Annotated in this window: 19 protein-coding genes; 10 read left to right on the forward strand and 9 right to left on the reverse strand. The window is 66.4% G+C overall.

The window, feature by feature from the left end:
• The first annotated feature begins 86 nt into the window (after positions 1-86).
• Positions 87-605 carry a DUF302 domain-containing protein gene (locus F793_RS0109295; protein WP_018867370.1) on the forward strand — a complete coding sequence of 173 codons (519 nt, stop codon included), beginning with the start codon at positions 87-89 and terminating at the stop codon, positions 603-605.
• 86 nt (positions 606-691) lie between these two features.
• Here the strand turns inward: F793_RS0109295 and F793_RS0109300 are convergent, their stop codons facing one another.
• A complete protein-coding gene (locus F793_RS0109300) occupies positions 692-2,647 on the reverse strand; it encodes a DEAD/DEAH box helicase (protein WP_018882359.1) in 1,956 nt (651 codons plus the stop codon).
• Between the two features lie 352 nt (positions 2,648-2,999).
• Here F793_RS0109300 and F793_RS0109305 point away from each other — a divergent pair, with 352 nt between their 5' ends.
• A complete protein-coding gene (locus F793_RS0109305) occupies positions 3,000-3,353 on the forward strand; it encodes a metalloregulator ArsR/SmtB family transcription factor (RefSeq protein WP_018875353.1) in 354 nt (117 codons plus the stop codon).
• 97 nt (positions 3,354-3,450) lie between these two features.
• Here F793_RS0109305 and F793_RS0109310 read toward each other — a convergent pair whose 3' ends face one another.
• Positions 3,451-4,530: a lipoate--protein ligase gene (locus F793_RS0109310; RefSeq protein WP_018882358.1), complete on the reverse strand. Its 1,080-nt coding sequence runs from the start codon at positions 4,528-4,530 to the stop codon at positions 3,451-3,453.
• A 34-nt stretch (positions 4,531-4,564) separates the two neighbouring features.
• Positions 4,565-6,694: a TonB-dependent siderophore receptor gene (locus F793_RS0109315; protein ID WP_018882357.1), complete on the reverse strand. Its 2,130-nt coding sequence runs from the start codon at positions 6,692-6,694 to the stop codon at positions 4,565-4,567.
• 144 nt (positions 6,695-6,838) lie between these two features.
• On the opposite strand from F793_RS0109315, the gene F793_RS0109320 reads away from it, so the two are divergent.
• Entirely contained in the window at positions 6,839-7,471 is a 633-nt protein-coding gene (locus F793_RS0109320) for a MarC family protein (RefSeq protein WP_018882356.1), read from the forward strand.
• A 67-nt stretch (positions 7,472-7,538) separates the two neighbouring features.
• Here F793_RS0109320 and F793_RS0109325 read toward each other — a convergent pair whose 3' ends face one another.
• Complete coding sequence (locus tag F793_RS0109325) at positions 7,539-8,039, reverse strand: heme-binding protein (RefSeq protein ID WP_018867376.1); 501 nt, start codon at positions 8,037-8,039, stop codon at positions 7,539-7,541.
• Positions 8,040-8,233: 194 nt separating this feature from the next.
• Positions 8,234-9,004, reverse strand: a complete 771-nt coding sequence (locus F793_RS0109330; RefSeq protein WP_018882355.1) for a hypothetical protein — start codon at positions 9,002-9,004, stop codon at positions 8,234-8,236.
• A 165-nt stretch (positions 9,005-9,169) separates the two neighbouring features.
• Here F793_RS0109330 and F793_RS0109335 point away from each other — a divergent pair, with 165 nt between their 5' ends.
• Positions 9,170-10,225: an NAD(P)-dependent alcohol dehydrogenase gene (locus F793_RS0109335; protein WP_018882354.1), complete on the forward strand. Its 1,056-nt coding sequence runs from the start codon at positions 9,170-9,172 to the stop codon at positions 10,223-10,225.
• Here F793_RS0109335 and F793_RS0109340 read toward each other — a convergent pair.
• The 4 genes from F793_RS0109340 to F793_RS0109355 all read right to left on the reverse strand — a co-directional run bounded on the left by F793_RS0109340 (position 10,215) and on the right by F793_RS0109355 (position 12,163).
• Positions 10,215-10,862, reverse strand: coding sequence for a dienelactone hydrolase family protein (locus F793_RS0109340; RefSeq protein ID WP_026280870.1), 648 nt, complete (start codon positions 10,860-10,862; stop codon positions 10,215-10,217). The two genes, F793_RS0109335 and F793_RS0109340, sit on opposite strands and share 11 nt — an antisense overlap.
• Positions 10,849-11,502: a phosphoribosyltransferase gene (locus F793_RS0109345; RefSeq protein WP_026280869.1), complete on the reverse strand. Its 654-nt coding sequence runs from the start codon at positions 11,500-11,502 to the stop codon at positions 10,849-10,851. The genes F793_RS0109340 and F793_RS0109345 overlap by 14 nt, the downstream gene beginning before the upstream one ends.
• Before the next feature lie 130 nt (positions 11,503-11,632).
• Complete coding sequence (locus tag F793_RS0109350) at positions 11,633-11,836, reverse strand: DUF2892 domain-containing protein (RefSeq protein ID WP_018867381.1); 204 nt, start codon at positions 11,834-11,836, stop codon at positions 11,633-11,635.
• Between the two features lie 123 nt (positions 11,837-11,959).
• Positions 11,960-12,163 carry a DUF2892 domain-containing protein gene (locus F793_RS0109355; protein ID WP_018867382.1) on the reverse strand — a complete coding sequence of 68 codons (204 nt, stop codon included), beginning with the start codon at positions 12,161-12,163 and terminating at the stop codon, positions 11,960-11,962.
• Between the two features lie 422 nt (positions 12,164-12,585).
• Here F793_RS0109355 and F793_RS0109360 point away from each other — a divergent pair, with 422 nt between their 5' ends.
• From F793_RS0109360 to F793_RS0109385, 6 genes are all read left to right on the forward strand, one after another.
• Positions 12,586-13,821: a site-specific integrase gene (locus tag F793_RS0109360; RefSeq protein ID WP_018882351.1), complete on the forward strand. Its 1,236-nt coding sequence runs from the start codon at positions 12,586-12,588 to the stop codon at positions 13,819-13,821.
• The gene (locus tag F793_RS0109365) at positions 13,821-14,303 is read left to right on the forward strand and encodes a hypothetical protein (RefSeq protein ID WP_018882350.1); all 483 of its coding nucleotides are present in this window, start codon (positions 13,821-13,823) and stop codon (positions 14,301-14,303) included. The genes F793_RS0109360 and F793_RS0109365 overlap by 1 nt, the downstream gene beginning before the upstream one ends.
• A gap of 74 nt (positions 14,304-14,377) precedes the next feature.
• Positions 14,378-14,578 (forward strand): helix-turn-helix domain-containing protein, encoded by a 201-nt coding sequence (locus F793_RS0109370; protein WP_018882349.1) that lies wholly within the window; start codon positions 14,378-14,380, stop codon positions 14,576-14,578.
• A complete protein-coding gene (locus F793_RS0109375; protein WP_018882348.1) occupies positions 14,578-14,805 on the forward strand; it encodes a hypothetical protein in 228 nt (75 codons plus the stop codon). Before F793_RS0109370 ends, F793_RS0109375 begins: the two co-directional genes overlap by 1 nt.
• Entirely contained in the window at positions 14,802-15,134 is a 333-nt protein-coding gene (locus tag F793_RS0109380; protein ID WP_018882347.1) for a hypothetical protein, read from the forward strand. The genes F793_RS0109375 and F793_RS0109380 overlap by 4 nt, the downstream gene beginning before the upstream one ends.
• A complete protein-coding gene (locus tag F793_RS0109385) occupies positions 15,127-16,215 on the forward strand; it encodes a helicase RepA family protein (protein WP_018882346.1) in 1,089 nt (362 codons plus the stop codon). The genes F793_RS0109380 and F793_RS0109385 overlap by 8 nt, the downstream gene beginning before the upstream one ends.
• Positions 16,216-16,573: the final 358 nt, after the last annotated feature.

A 16,573-nucleotide genomic window follows, 5' to 3' on the forward strand; every position in this document is an offset into this window, starting at 1 on the left:
CAGCATGATCTAGATTTCGGTAAGGAAGGATTCACATGCCGCCCCGGCCGGCGAACCCTTCCGTCCACCCGAATCAGGAGAGCGCGATGAAAGTCTGGATGCTGGTGTTGCTGTTGATGCTGCTGCCGTTGCCTCTGGCTGCGTCGGATTCCACCGATGTGGAGGAGCTGGATCGCGAGACCCTGCAGCAGATGGTTCGACACAGCGTGGAGCTGGTGCGCATCGAGGATGGCGTAAGCATTGATGAGGCTATCGAGTCGATGAAGCTGCGCGCCAACCTGCGCAATTTCCAGGAGGTCGCGGATCTGCCGCTGTCCGAGCAGGTGCGGGCGATGGGGGGCGAGGGCAACTACATGCGCATCCTGGCCTTCTGTGATGCGCTGATTGCCAATCAGATGGTGCAGCACGACATCATCTTCGCCAGCTTCCTGCCCTGCCGGATCGCCGTGGTGGAGGACGACGAGGGGCAGGGCTGGATCGTGACCACCAACATGGACATGATGCTGCACGCGACGGACCTGCCCGAGGACCTCGAGGCGACCGCGCGCGAGGTCCGCGACACGATCTACAGCATCGTCGAGGCGGGCCGTACCGGCGATTTCTGAAGCCCTGAACGAGAAAGCCCGCGGCATCCAGAGGTGTCGCGGGCTTCTGGCCTGAGCCAGCCGTCGTCTTCGCGGGTTGGGGCGGGTTAGCCGTTCGCGACCTTGCGCTTGATCATCAGCGTGCCGTCCGCGCGCGGACCGGAGGCCTTCGGGGACCCCGTGCCCTTGCCGGCGGGGCGTTTGCCCGGCGCCGCATAGGCCGGGCGCTTGCGGTTGGCCGGGGCCGGGCCGCGCTTGGCGGGTGCCGGCTTGCCCATGGGCCGCGACTTCCGGGCCGCCGGCTCGGACCGCTCATCGCGGGATTTGCCGGGCTTGCGCGCGGGGGCGGGCCGTGCGTCGTCCTGGTGGGCCGACTGGCCGGGGCGGGGCGCCTGGCGGGTCAGCTCCAGCTTGCGATTCGCTACGTGGATGTTGCCCAGGCGGCGAATGGTGGCCTCGTCCAGCGAGGCCGGCAGATCGACGTGGCTGTGGTCGTCGCGCAGCCCGATGCGGCCGATGTCGCGGCCGTTCAGCCCGCCCTCATTGGCGAGTGCGCCGACGATAGCGCCCGGTGCCACACCGTTGTTGCGGCCCACCGGCATGTAGTAGCGCACCATATCCGCTTCCGGCTCGCGATCCTTGCCACGCGAGGGACGCTCGCCCCGGGGCTTCGCGTCGCGGCGACTGTTGCCGTGGTCGGTATGGGGCGCGCGGGCGGCGGCCAGCAGCGGGTCCGTACCCTGACGGGCGTTGGCATCCAGCGGGCTGTCGGCGGTGGCGAGGGCGACCAGGGCCAGGGCCAGGTCGCGTTCGGATACCGTGCCGTCGGCCAGCAGGCGCTCGACCAGGGCGTCGTGCGCGCTGGCCTGTTCACTGCCCAGCAGGGCCTGGACTTGTTCGGCGAAACGCGCCTCGCGACGGGCCTGCACGGCCTGGCGATCGGGGAGCGCCTGCTCGCGGACCGGCTTGCCGGTCAGGCGTTCGATGTCCTTGAGCATGCGGCGCTTGCGCGGCTCCAGGAACAGGATCGCGCGGCCCTTGCGCCCGGCACGGCCGGTACGGCCAATGCGGTGCACATAGACCTCGGCATCGCCGGGGGCATCGAAGTTGAAGACGTGGCTGATGCGCGGCACATCGATGCCGCGGGCGGCGACATCGGTCGCAACGATCACGTCCAGGCGGCCGTCGCGCAGGTCGCTGACGACGCGCTCCCGTTCGCCCTGTTCCATGTCGCCGTTCAGGGCCGAGGCCTTGATGCCGGCGAGGCCGAGGGCGTCGGCGATCTCCACCGTGGAGGCCTTGGTGCGGGCGAAGACCACCGCGCCATCCAGGTCTTCTTCGGTTTCCATCAGCCGGGTCAGGGCCTCCAGCTTGTGGCGGGCGTCGACCAGGCAGTAGCTCTGGTCGATATCGGTGCCGGCCTCGTTGCCGGCACCAATCTTGATCTCTTCCGGCTCGCGCATATGGCGATGCGCGATACGACGAATCGGGCCCGGCATGGTGGCCGAGAACAGGGTCGTCTGACGCGCTTCCGGGGTCTGCTCCAGGATCCACTCGATCTCTTCGACAAAGCCCATGCGCAGCATCTCGTCGGCCTCGTCCAGCACCACGACCCGCAGGGCCTCCAGGCTCAGCGTGCCCCGCTTGATGTGGTCCACCACGCGGCCAGGGGTGCCGACCACGATTTGCGGGCCCTTGCGCAGGGCGCGCAGCTGCTCGCCCATCGGCTGACCGCCGTAGACGGGCAGCACGTCGATGCCGTCGAACCCGGAGGCGAATTCGGTCAGCGCGCCCGCGACCTGATTGGCCAGTTCGCGGGTCGGGGCCAGCACCAGTGCCTGGGGCACGCGCTCGCCGGCGTCGATCAGGTCGATCAGCGGCAGGCCGAAGGCGCCGGTCTTGCCGGTGCCGGTCTGGGCCTCGCCCAGGACGTCGCGGCCTTCCAGCAATGCAGGGATGCAGGCGGCTTGAACCGGGGTCGGGGTGGTGAAGCCCATATTCGACAGGGCACGAACCAGCGACTCGGAAAGCCCGAGCTGGGAGAAGGAGGGGGAATCGGACATTGGGGGGTACTCACACAGGCCGGAAACAAAGGCCCGGCGAAAATCGGATGGCAACTGCCAACCCGGCATCATACACGAATCGAAGCCCTAACAAGCGAAAACTTCGGGACTTTCTTGGGGGCGTCCCTGCCTGGCAGTCGTTCCTGGGCGGGGACGAGATCGAACGTGATGCTGATCGTCCCTCGTTTGGAGGCCAGGCGCGCGGGCGGATCGAATCGTTTTGGGGCGCCGCCGAAATATCCAATGGGCTCGCTGCGTCTTACCGGTGGGGCCGCATATGGCTGGCTCGGTCGAATTGCCCAACCTGCGTGGTCGGGATATAGTTCGCCAACCCTGATTTGCTGGATGCAATATGTCGCTTAAACCAACGGATTTGTTCAACCTGCTGGCGGACGAGACACGGCTGCGGTCGCTGTTGCTGATGCAGGCGGAAGGGGAACTGTGTGTGTGCGAGCTGACGCATTCTCTGGAGATGTCCCAGCCGAAGGTGTCGCGTCACCTGGCGGCCTTGCGTCAGCACAAGGTGGTGCGGACGCGGCGGGAGAGCAACTGGATCTATTACCGGATTGCGTCCGATTTGCCGGAGTGGGCGGGCGCGACCCTGCAGGCTGCCGAACGCGCGGCGGCGGGAGCGGAGCCCTATGCGGGGGACCGGGCGCGGCTGGCTACCGCGCCCAGCCGTGCCGAGTTCCTCGACTCGGCTTGATCAGCGCACCACCGGGATACGCGGCATGACAAAACGGCCGGCGCCCCTTGCAGGACGCCGGCCGTTTTCGTTTGCACCTCCGGTGGAGCGGAGGTGATCAGTGCGGTTCGCGGTGGACGCAGGTCAGGATCGCGGTGGCGATGTCGCCGGGTTCGATACCCGGGGCATCCAGGCCGATCTCCTGCATGCAGGCGGTCGCGGCGGTTTGCAGGGCCTCCTGGTCCAGCGGCTGGCCGTGCAGGGCGTCGGCGATGCGGTCCATGCCGTCTTCCGGGAAGACCGTGAAATCGCCGGACAGCAGGAGATCCGCGATGTGATCGTCCTTCTCCATGAGCTGGGCCCGGATCAGGCCGCCGGCGGCCTTGTGGGCCCCCTCGGTCAGGTGAGTGCCCGCGGCGATCTTGACGCCCATCTCCACGAATTTGCGGCCCTTGCGGTAGGTCCATTCAGGGTCCGTGAGCTCGGCCATCTGTTCCTCGATGGCGGCGGTCTCCTCGGCGGTGGGCTCGCTCATCTCGACCTCGACGTCGAGATCGCTGGCCACCCGCTTCAGGAAGGCCTCGCGCACGGTCTCGCGGGCCGGCATCTGGCCGAGTTCGCGGGACAGCGTGGTGATGTAGTCCTCCATGCCGGCGCGCAGCTTGTCGCGGAATTTCTCCGACGGCACCTTGAGGCAGCGCGCCATAGTGGCGGTGTCGAAGTCGAACATGAAGCTGCCGACCATCACCGTTGCGTTGCCGATACTCGCCGCACCCGTGCCACCGATCTTGCGGCCGTCCACGTGGATGTCGTTGACCGGACGGAAGGTCGCGTTCACGCCCAGGTCCTGATAGGTGTTGATCACCGGGTCAATGAACTTCTTGTAGATGTCCGAGACGATCCGCGGTGCCTTTGCCGACGGATAGATGAAGTGAAAGAACATCTGGTTGTGGTCCAGATAGACCGCACCGCCGCCGACGTGACGGCGGATGATGGGCAGGTTCTGTTCCTTGCAGAAGTCCTCGTCCGCCTCCAGGGCGATCTCCTGGTGCAGGCCCACGCAGACGTAGGGGTCGTCCGGGTTGACCAGGGTGAGCACTGGGTCGTCGTCCTTGGCCATGGCCTCGGCGATGCCGTGGTAGACGGCCTGGGAGCGCACGGCCGGCTGCTGGCCGAAGTCGATTACGCGTAAACGCATAGCGGTTTCCTTGTCTTGTTCGTGAGGCAGTCGCTCAGAATTCTGCATTCCAGGTGAGTCCGAAGCTGCGGCCCGGGGCCCAGATGTCCTGGACACCGTTGGCCGGGTCCAGGCGGGCTTCGGTCATTTCGTTGACATGCTCGCGGTAGGTCTTGTTCGCGATGTTGGTCACGCTGAAGGTGATCTCGTTGGAACGAAAGCCCGCGCTCGGCCCGAAGCGGTAGCCCACGGCGAGGTCGGCGGTGGCGAACCCGGAGGTGTTGCGCTCGGTCCCGTCGGTGAACGTGTCCGCCGTGCGGCTCTGGCTCGCTACGGCGCGCACACGCGCATCCCACTGCCAGCCCTGGGCTACGGTGTGGCTCAGGCCGATGCTGGCCTCTGGCGGCGGCATCTGGGTCAGCGGTTCGTCGAAGCGGCTGTCGCGGTTCTGCCCGCGGATCCAGGTGCCGCTTGCGTAGCCGGTGATCGCGTCGGTGAAGGCGTGCTCCACCAGGGCCTCGACACCATGGATGCGGGCCTCGTCGAGGTTGATGGTTTGCTTGATCGGAAATGGATCAAGAGCAACCACGCTTCCACCAATGTAGTCGCGGATCCGGCTCTCGTAGGCCGCGACAGTGTACGAGGTCGCGCCAATGTGGCCGCGGGCGCCCACCTCGAAGGTGCGGTTGCGTTCTGGGTCCAGCTGCGGGTCGCTCTGCCAGGTAAAGCCGTCGCTGTAGGGGTAGGTCAGGTAGCGCTCGAGCAGGCTGGCGGAGCGGTAGCCCTCGGACAGGCTGAAGTAGGGGTTGAAGGCCTCGTCCAGGTGCCAGGTGAGCCCGGCCGACCAGCTGAAGTTGCGATCGGTCTTGTCCAGAGGCCCAGGCACGTTCGCTGCGGCGTCGGCACTGCCGCGTACTTCGTCATAGCGGGCGCCAAGGTTGACGGTCGCCCAGTCAAGGTAGGTCTCGTGCTGGACGAAGACCCCTGCGGATTCAATTCTTCCATTCTCGACCAACGGGGTGGGCGCGGCATTTTCCGGTCGGAACCCGTTGGCCTCGGTGCCGATGAACGAAACGGGGCTTGCACGAAGGCGCCAGGCCTCGGCACCGACCAGGAGGATCTGGTCGTCGGTGGGGACGAGTTCGGTCTGGACGCGCAGGCCATCGGTGGTGAAGTCGGTATCCGAGGTTCGGTAGTCGCGGCCCAGTTCCGCGTTCCAGTCGTAGTTGCCCCGCGTGAGTTCGTGTCGATAGACAGAGGCCTCGACGCGCGGGGCCCAGGCGCCGGACAGTTCGCCCTCGTAGCGGAGTTCGAAGAGGTCGCGTGTCTGGCGTGGGGTGTAGTGGGTGTTGAGGCCCAGGGGTGGAGCAATAGGGCTGGGCGAGGCGCTGGGCGGGGTCTCGTTGAAGTTGCGCGAGGCGAGGTACCAGACGTCCTTGCGTTCGTCGCGCTGGGCGCGGAACTGGACCTCGTGGCCCGGCGCCAGCTTGCCGCGATAGCGCAGGTGGTAGGCGTTCTGTTCGGTGCCGGAGTCGCGCAGGCGGTCGCCGTCGCCGTTCTTGTAGTCGTCTGTGTTCAGATACGCGGTGGACAGGTCCAGCACGTTGCGGTCGTTGGAGACGGTTACGCCGACCGCGCCACGGATACCGTCATCCACCGAGGTGACACCGAGGCGCGAGAAACCACGGGTCTCGGGCTCCTCGGTGAAGTCGCCGCCGCGGGTGATGACGTTGATCACGCCGCCCATGGCGCCGGCGCCATAGAGTACGGAGCCCGGACCGCGCACGATCTCGATGCGTTCGATCAGGTCCACGTTCACGTAGGACGCCAGCGAGCCACGCGCCGGCGGCTGCATGGCGTTGATGCGTACGCCGTCCACCAGCACCAGGACCTGGTCGCGCTTGAGCCCGCGGATGATCGGATCGGAGCCCACCGATCCGTCGACAGCGGTGGCGATGCCCGGCTGGCCCCGCAGCAGATCGCCCAGGGTGCGCGCCTCGCGGTTGCGGATCTCGCTGGACTCGATCACGGTGACCGAGGCGGGGGTCTCGTCGATCAGCGTCTCGTAGCCCGTGGCCGTGACCGACACGGTGCCCAGTGTTTGCGCGGCGTCCTGGGCGTGGGCAAGGGTGGGTGACGCAAGCAGACTGGCCAGCGTCAGCTGACCGACAACACGACGTTTCATGGCTGGATGGCTCCCCAATAGGTATTTCAGAGCGCGCTAAAGTAGGTTCGTGAAACACGAAGGGCAACTTACACCTCGAAGTGTCGGGCTCATTCAGGTTTGTGCCATGCCCCCTGAAAGGGGCCGCGAGAGGAGGGATCCGCCATGCTGGAACTGGGAATCGTCGCGCTGACCACGTTCTTCGTGACCATCGGGCCGGTGGATGTGGCGGTGGTGTTCGCGGTGCTCAGTCAGGGCATGAGCCCGGCCCAGCGGCGAGCTATGGCGATCCGCGGGGCGCTGGTGGCCGGCGGTATTCTCCTGCTGTTCGCGCTGGTCGGAGAGGCGCTGCTTTCGATTCTGGGCATTTCGCTGGCGGCGCTGTATACCGCAGGCGGTATCCTGCTGCTGCTGATCGGGATCGATATGGTGTTCGCCCGCAGTTCCGGCGGCGTATCGGCGACGGCGGCGGAGACGCAGGAGGCGCGGACGCGCAAGGACCTGTCGATCTTCCCGCTGGCGACGCCGTTGCTGGCCGGCCCCGGCGCGATGGGGGCCGCCATTCTGATGATGAGCCGGGCCGAGGGCGATCCCGCCGCTCAGGTGGTGGTGCTGGGCGCGCTGGTCGCCGTGATGGTCCTCGCGCTGGTGTGCCTTCTGGTGGCCTCGCGGCTGCAGCACTGGCTGGGCGTGACCGGGGCGCATGTGCTGACGCGCATCCTGGGGGTCCTGCTGAGCGCGCTGGCCATGCAGTTCATCTTTGACGGGCTGCAGCGCAGCGGTTTGCTGGCGGCCTGAAGGGATCGAGGGGATCTCGAGCGGGGGCCTTGCCGCCCGTGGCGGCAAGGCCCCCACGTCACGTGGATCAGAGCAGGTCGTCGGCGATCGCGTCCATGCCGGCGGCCGCGCATTCATCGTCGATCTGACCGCTGGGCGCGCCGGAGATGCCGATGCCGCCGATAATGCGGCCCCCGGCCATGATCTGCTTGCCCCCGCCCAGGATGCTGACCCGGGGCAGATGCTGGATCCCGTAACCGGCCGCGCCGGGATCGGTCATTTCGCGCAGTTCGAGGGTGTCGGTGCGGAAGCTGACGGCGGTCCAGGCCTTGCTGATAGCGGTGTCCACGGTATGTGGCCCGGCGAAGCGATCACGCTTGAGCGCCTGGGGCGTCCCGTGGCGGTCGACCACCGCCGCGGTCACCTGGGTGTCGCGATCGCGGCAGGCCTGTACCGCCGCCTCGGCGGCCTTGACCGCGAGTTCGGGGATCAGGGTGGGGGTATCGAACGTCCCCTCGCTGGCGTGCAGTGGCGCGGCAGCCAGTACGAGGGCGATGGGGGCGGCAAGAGCGTAGCGCAGAGTCTTCATTACGGGCCTCCAGGGAGCCGGGGTTTCGCACCCTGATCACTAGATCGCCCGGTCGTGCCCTTCAAGCGGTCCACGATGCGCGCGGACCGGCTGCTCAGCCTGCTTGAGGAAACGATCCGTTTCGTCGGTAAGTTACTGTGTTTTCCTTATAAAACGCATCAAATAACGCTGGCGCGAGTGGTCGTCGAGCGGGCTCAGGCCGCGCCGCTGGCGACTTCGCGATCACGGCGGGCGAGGTCGCGCAGGGCATGGCGCAGGGCGGGCCGAAGCGGGGTATTCAGATGGGCGCGGGCGCGTCCCGGCGGTATCCCCTGATCGCGGCAGAACAGACCCAGGGCATAGGCAAGATCATCGCGGGACAGCGCGGCTTCACGTTCGGCAGACGGGCCCTTGCAGGCACCGCACTGATTCACGCGGACCTGAAAGGCGGTATTGGCCAGCATTACGCCGAAGCCCATGCGGGTGGCCAGAAGCTCCGCGATGTGCGCCTCGTTGCCTTCCAGGGCCGGTGGGGTCTGGCGCGCCGTGGCGAGCAGACGCAGGGCGATCTCGCGTGCGAAGTGGGCGATCAGGGCCTGGGAATGGGGGACCAGTTCCGGATCGTAGGGGATACCCACTCCCGAGCTCTGGGCTGTCGCTCCGCTCCGGGCGGCGCGTGCCGTGCCCATGGCGTCCCACGGGACCGGGGCGTCCATCAGGTTGCCGGGATGCGAGAGCCGAAACGGGCCGTCGGCGAGCCCGGCATGCTCCAGAACGCGATCAAATACCAGCTGTGCCATCGCCTGCCGGTTGTCCGCCTGGCCGGGGAAGTGCTCGGCCGTGGGCAATACCAGGTGTGCTTTGCGCAGAAGCGGGCCCAGGTGGGGTTCGTTCTCGGCCCAGTCGAAGATCGCGTGGATCCAGGCACGGCTTTCCGGGTCGAGGGCCGGCGCGCGTTGAAACAGGCGGGGGATGAGCGAGATCACATGCGATCCTGAACGGCGGATGTAGCCTTATTGTACGGCAGGCGATCGTCGGGTCGCGATCGCAATGCTCGGTTCAAGTGACCGGGCGAACGGCCTGCTATGTTCGAGACACAGGGTCCACGTGGATGCCAAACGCAACAACCGGCCAAACCCCAGGAGGCCAGCATGAGTACGATGAAGGCGGCGGTTTTCGTCGAGCCGGGTCGGATCGAGATCCAGGACCGGCCCATCCCCGAGATCGGGCCGACGGATGCCCTGCTGTGGGTGACGACCACCACGATCTGCGGGACCGATATCCATATCCTCAAGGGCGAGTATCCCGTGGAGGCTGGACGCATCGTCGGGCACGAACCCGTCGGGGTGATCGAACAGCTGGGGAGCGCGGTGACCGGCTACGAGGTGGGCCAGCGTGTGATCGCGGGGGCGATTACGCCCTGCGGGCAGTGCCATTCCTGTCAGGAAGGCATCTCCAGTCAGTGCGGTGGCAAGGCCATGGGGGGCTGGCAGCTGGGGAACACGATCGATGGCTGCCAGGCGGAGTACGTGCGTATTCCCAACGCTCAGGCCAACCTGACCCCGGTGCCGGACGGGCTCAGTGACGAGCAGGTCCTGATGTGCCCCGACATCATGAGCACGGGTTTCGGCGGTGCGGAGAGCGGGCACATCCATATCGGCGACACGGTGGCGGTGTTCGCCCAGGGCCCGATCGGCCTGTGTGCCACGGCGGGTGCCAAGCTGATGGGCGCGACCCGGATCATCGTGGTCGATGGCGTGCCGGAACGCCTGGAGACCGCCCGCAAGCTGGGCGCGGATGTGGCGATCAACTTCCACGAACAGGACCCGGTCGAAGCGATCATGGACCTGACCGGGGGCCGCGGGGTGGATGTGTCTATCGAGGCCCTGGGGCAGCAGGAAACCTTCGAGGCCTGCCTGCGCATCCTGAAACCGGGCGGGACGCTATCCAGTCTCGGGGTGTATTCGGGCAAGCTTTCGATGCCGCTAGATGCGATCGCGGCCGGTCTGGGGGACCACACCATCGTGACGACGCTGTGCCCCGGCGGGAAGGAGCGCATGCGCCGGCTGATGGAGGTGGTTGCTTCGGGGCGCGTGGACCTGACGCCGATGGTGACGCACCGCTACAAGCTGGCCGATATCGAGGCCGCCTACGACCTTTTTTCGCATCAGCGCGATGGCGTGTTGAAAGTGGCAATCACGCCGTAGGGAGCCACTGACGGAACCAGGCCGCCGCGAGTTCCGCCGCCTGTTCCAGCGTGCCGGGTTCCTCGAACAGGTGCGTGGCGCCGGGGATGATCTCCAGATCGCAACGGGCGGGCATCAGCGCCTGCGCCTGGCGGTTGAGCTGGATGACGGTGGTGTCGAGGCCGCCCACGATCAGCAGCGTGGGGCTTTGCACCCGTTCCAGGGCGTTACCCGCCAGGTCCGGACGTCCGCCGCGCGAGACGACCGCCCGGATCGCTTGTGGCGCGGCCGCGGCGGCCCGCAACGCTGCGGCCGCGCCGGTGCTCGCGCCGAACAGTCCCAGCGGCAGGGCTGCCAGGGTGGGCTGTGCCGTCGCCCATTGGCAGGCCTGCACCAGCCGCCGGCCGAGCAGCTCGATGTCGAAGCGGTTGGCGTAGGTCCGGTCCTCCTCCTCGGTCAGGAGGTCGAACATCAAGGTGGCCAGGCCGCTGTCCTGCAGGGTGACTGCGACCTGGTGATTGCGGGGGCTCAGGCGGCTGCTGCCGCTGCCATGCGCGAAGATGACCAGTCCGACGGGCGACCCGGGCAGGTCGAGGATGCCCTGGTGGGGATCGCCATCCAAGACGAGGCTTACGTTACGGTCCTCAGCGGGAGACATCGGGTCGTTGCGACTGGTGGACCGAGGCGAGCAAGGCGATGACTTCGTCATCCGAGGTCTGCTCGAAATCTTCGTAATAAGCCCCGACGGACCCGCGAAAATATTCCGGGATATCCAGGGTGACCAGTTCGTCTGCCTCGGTTTCCAGCAGCGCGGCGGTCTCCGCCGGCGCGACGGGGATGGCCACGACGAGGTGGCGGGGCCGGCGCTGGCGGGCGTCGCGGATCGCGGCCCGCATGGTCAGGCCAGTCGCGATCCCGTCATCGACGATGATGGCCAGTTTGCCGGTCACCTCCGTCGCGGGTGCCGTGCAGTACAACTCGCGCCGCCGCCGGGCCTCCGAGCGCTCGTGCGCTTCCGCCTGCTCCAGCCAGTCGGGATCCACGCGCTCCGCCTCGCGCGGATTGCAGACCCGTTCGCCGTGTTCCGGTACGGCACAGATGGCGTACTCGGGGTGGAACGGGTGACCGATCTTGCGCGGGATCAAAAGGTCCAGGGCCATGCCCAGGTGCCGGGCGACCACAGCGCCCAGCGGCACCCCGCCTCGTGGCAACGCATAGACGACCCCGGGCTGACCTCGATAACGGTCCAGGGCGCGGGCGAGCCGCTCACCGGCTTCATTGCGGTCTCGGAAGCGCATGCGGGCACCTCGCGCAGGGGGTTATTCCCGTGAGTGTAGGCTACCGTATCGCGCACCGGGGAACGCCAAAAGAAAAGGCCCGGGGCCAATGGCGCCCGGGCCTCGCGAGGAGATGGTCTGGTCGAGGGGCTTAGTTGAAGGCTTCCCCGGGCTTCACGCCCATGGCCTTCAGGATCATCGCCAGCGGGCAGAAGCCGGTGAAGGCGGACTGCAGCAGGTTGAAGCCAACGAACAGGGTCAGGATCAGCCACATCGGGGTGAAGAGCCAGGCGAGGATGGCGCTGATGATCACGACGGTGCCGGCAAAGGCGAGGACGATGCGGTCAATGCTCATGGATGATGCCTCCGGGTTTCGTATTAGTAATCGCTAATATGTAGTCTGTCGCCCGTGATTACAAGGGGTGCGGGGCGGTCGCACCCTACGGGGAACGTTGAGCCTAAAGTGGCCTGTGGGGACTCAGCGGAAGATCTCGCCAGGCTTCAGCCCCATCGACTTCAGGATCATGATCAGGGGGCAGAAGCCGGTAAACGCGGCCTGAATGAGGTGGACGCCGATAAAGGCCGCGAGCAGCAGCCACCAGGGGCTGACCAGCCAGGCGAGCAGGGCACTGACCAGCACGACGATCCCTGCGAACAACATGAAAAAGCGGTCTGTGGACATGATGACGCCTCCTTGGGGCAGAGCCCGAGGGGGTTGTCTGCGGGGCGTAGCCCGGGGGAAAGCCGGGCCTGCTGACTCGGCTTCCCTGTGGGGCGCCTCTGGACAACCTCGTATCTCCGAGATTACACCCCGCGGGGCGATCGTCAAGGTAGGGATGTGCGTCAGGAGAGAACACCACTGGCTGTGGGAGCCCGAAAAATGGAGCCGGCGACAGGAGTCGAACCTGCGACCCTCTGATTACAAATCAAAATCTAGGGGGTCTGAGAAGGCCAGGTCACACAAGGTCTTCCGCCTGTAAGCCACTGTTATGGCTTGGTTGAGATAGTGACACCGACTGACGTTGAGTGTCAACAGATACCCTCTTATACTGTGACCATGCTGTGACCAGTCACAGGGCCTGAGACCAAGAGAGGATCTGTCAGATGCCAAACCTGACCGAGGCGACAGTCGCCAAGCTGGAGAAGCCGGAGAAGGGCCGGCGCCTCATATTCGACACCCATCGGGATGCCCCAAAGGGGTTCGGGGTGCGCATCACCCGCGCCGGGAAGAAGTCGTTCGTTCTGCGCTACCGATCGAAGGAGGGCAAGGACCGTCTTCTGACCATTGGCGATCACGGCACCTGGTCACTCGCGGCCGCACGCAAGCAGGCGCGGGAGTTCCGCCAGGACGTGGACACCGGCGCGGATATCCTCGAGCAACGCCGGGAGAGTCGCGGGGAGGTCACGGTGGGCGAGGCTGCCGACCGATTCCTGAAGACCAAGAAAGACCTGGCCTCCTACGCGAGCATCCGCGCGATATTTCACGGGCATATCAAGCCGGGCCTGGGGAAGCACCGCATGGCCGCCGTGCGCAAGCACCACATCATTGAAGCGGTGGAGGACGTGGCAGCCAAGCATGGCCGGACGGCTGCGCTCACGCTGACGTACACGAAGCAGCTATTCCGGTGGGCTGAGGATCGCGGCCTGATTGAGTTCGACGTGTCCGCCGGCATCAAGCCCGGTAGCGTCTCCGCCCGCCTGAGCCCGAAACGCCGCGACCGGATACTCAGTGAGACCGAGATCGCCGCACTCTGGAATCGGGAGACCCCGCCCGAAAGTATGCATCCGCTGATCCTGCTGATCCTGAAGATGGTGCTCGCGACCGGCCAACGGCCCGGCGAAGTCGCGGGGATGACCTGGGACGAGGTGCGGGGCGATCTGTGGACCATCCCGGCCACCCGGCGGGGCAAGACCGAGACCGCGCACACGGTGCCGCTGACGGAAACGGCCCTGGGGCTGCTGGAGACGGCCAGAGAGCGCACGGGAAGCCGCGTCTACGTGTTCGGTGCGAAGGGCGACCAGGCGCCCGGCGTGTCGGCTGTCAGTAAGGCGGTGCTGCGCTGCGCAGAGGACTTCGGCATGGAAGGCGGCACCCGCTGGCGGCCTCACGACCTGCGCCGGACGATGCGCACCGGCCTGGCCGCCGCTGGCGTATCTGAGACGGTCGCCGAACAGACCATCGGGCACGTCCGCACCGGGATCGCCGCGGTCTACGATCTTCACCGCTACGACCTGGAGAAGCGGGCCGCCCTGGAGAGCTGGGAACGTCGCCTGCTGCGCATCGCCAGCGGGGAGACCGGGGACGATAACGTGGTGAGCATCGCGGAGGGCCGGGCGTAATGGGGACGTTCACCTACACCGACGAAGACGGGAGTGTGGTCACCGCGAAAACCGCCTGGTTTGTCGAGCGCGCCATTCGGGAAGCACTCGCCTATGACGACCCGAAAAAGCTGCATATCGCCATCGCGCATGGTCTCCCTGAGCTATTGAGCCCGGAGAATCGCGAGGCCCTGGCCGCGATCGTAGAAGGTCGGCATAGGCGGCGCGGCTACTCGCCAGACCAGCGCCGCCGGAATGATGATCGAGACCGGCGCATATTCGCTGAGATTCACCGTCTGATCGGCCAGGGGGTTCCGCTCGACAGCAAGGGCCGGCGGGCGCCTGGTGAGACCGCGCAGGACCTCGCAGCCGAGCGGTTTTCCGTGTCCCGAAAGACTGTGGATAGTGCCTTCAGCCGGTTTGGTGGCCTGAATCCCACTGAGCCACACGCCACGCTCACAGCACAGCTACAACAGCACTTCGGAACATCGGAAAAGAAATAGGGTGATTTGTTGGGGGTCTGAGGACACCCCGCGCACTGGTGAACTGGCAACCGTAGCCAAACGGAGCCAGACCGATGCAAGAGAAAGACACCCTCCTAACGACCAAAGGGCTCGCCGAGCTCGCAGCGATCAGCGAGCGCACCGTCATCCGCTATCGCAATCGCCGTGAAGGTCCGCCCTGGATCAAAGTCGGCGGCCAGGTCCGATATCGCAAGTCCGACGTGGATGCCTGGCTGAACGCCAACCGCGTACAACCGGTGCGGGAGGTGTCCTGATGGAGCGCCTCAACAAAAACGCCCCGGCCGCGGGGGAGGCGGCGCGAGGCGCGGGGAATGAGCACGACCAAGCACTCAAGTCTGAGTATATCACCGCTGACGACCTGTTCCGCATCGCGCACGTTCGCGCACACGTCATTGGGGCGTATCGGGGCCGGGAGAAGACCCGCGCGAAGCTGCGCTTCATCGCCGCGCTGAAGGCCGCCCTGTCCAGGGGTGACCAATGAACGGCCGCAAACTGCCCCCGTATGCCCGCAGGCACGCCGAAGCCCTGCGCCACCCGCCGCACACCGTCTGGATCGCGGCCGGGCCGAACGCCTGGAAGTGGGCGCGTCAGCGACCGAGCCATGTAGTCCTGGTGGCCCCACCCGAGGAAGATCCCGCCGCGCTGGATTGGCGCATGTGCCGCGGCCACGACCCCGTTCTGGTCATTCTCACCGGCCCCACGGAAGGCGCCAAGGTTCGCGAGCTGATCGGCGCGCTTCTCCGTGATGGTGTCGAACGCGTCCTGGACGAGTCCGGCACCCTGTTTATCCCGGAGGTGCGCAATGGCTGAAACCGTCTCCATACCGGTACAGCGGATGGAGCCGCCCCGTTTCAAGCTACTGCATGTTTCCGACCTGGAGTTCCGGGCGCCGCGGTTCCTGGTGCGCGATTACCTGGAGGCGGAATCCCTGGCGCTCGTGTTCGGCGATCCCGGCTGCGGCAAGTCGTTCCTGGCCGTCGACCTGGCCTGCTGTATTGCCACCGGCGCCGACTTTCACGGCAACCCCACCAGCCAGGGCTCGGTGATCTACATCGCTGGCGAGGGCCACAACGGCCTGAAGCGGCGTTTCGTGGCCTGGGAGACCCACACGGGCCAGACCACCGCGGACGCGCCCCTGTACGTCTCCTGTGCGCCCGCAGCCCTATGTGATCCGGAGTCCGCGCAGGCGGTCGTGTCCGCCGTCGACGCCGTGCCTATTGGCGAGCCGCCGGCCCTGGTCGTGATCGACACCGTGGCCCGGAACTTCGGCCCCGGCGACGAGAACAGCACTCGCGATATGGGCGTGTTCGTCCAGGCGGCCGACGCGATCCGCGCCCGGTATACCTGCACCGTCCTCCTGGTCCACCACAGCGGCCACGGCGACAAGGCCCGCGCCCGTGGTGCCACCGCCCTGCGGGGTGCCCTGGACGCTGAATACCGCATGGACAAGGACGAAGCCGGCACGGTTCGCGTGGAGGCCAGCAAGATGAAGGACGCGCCCTTTCCCCAACCCCTGGCGTTTGAGCTGCGCAGCGTGCCCCTGGGTATCGAGGACCACGACGGGCGCGAGGTCACGTCCGCGGCCCTGGTATCCACGACCTATGAGCCGCCCGCCAAGCCGTCCAACCGGAAAGGCAAGTGGCAGCAGGTCGCCATGGACGAACTCAACCGTCTTTCTGAGTCGCGGCGCGCCAACCTCGAACGCGGGGGGTTCGACCCCGACACCGCTCGGGTTGAGGTCGACGAGTGGAAACAGCAATGCCGGGACGCAGGGATGTCGAGGCAGCGCTGGGCGGAAGTTCGCAAGGCCTGCGTCGACTCTGGCCTGGTATCCATCGACCACGGTTTCGTCCGTCCAGGCGTCCGGTGCGTCCGTCCGTCCGGTTCCTAAAGGAAACCGGACAGGACGGACACCCTAAACCGGACACGCAGGACGATAACCGGACGATAACCGGACGCTAAACCGGACGGGTAACTAGGAAGCGAATCGATGCAATCAGGTGAGTAGTGTGCTGAGTTATGTGCAGAAGCTGGCAGGAGGTGAGCGGCCATGGTATTCGGGTTGGTTAGCGACCACCGGAACCCCTCAAGGAGGGCGAGACCATGACCACTCACAAGAGGCAGGCTACTGCGGATCGCACGTCACTGCGAGCGCTTTTGGGGACAGACGAGGAACTGATGCGCACGCTGGTGCGCGAGGCGGTCCAGCAGGTTCTGGAAGCCGAGATGAGCGACCAGCTCCAGGCGGC

Source organism: Thioalkalivibrio sp. ALE22, from assembly GCF_000381445.1.
In the GTDB taxonomy this organism is placed as follows: domain Bacteria; phylum Pseudomonadota; class Gammaproteobacteria; order Ectothiorhodospirales; family Ectothiorhodospiraceae; genus Thioalkalivibrio.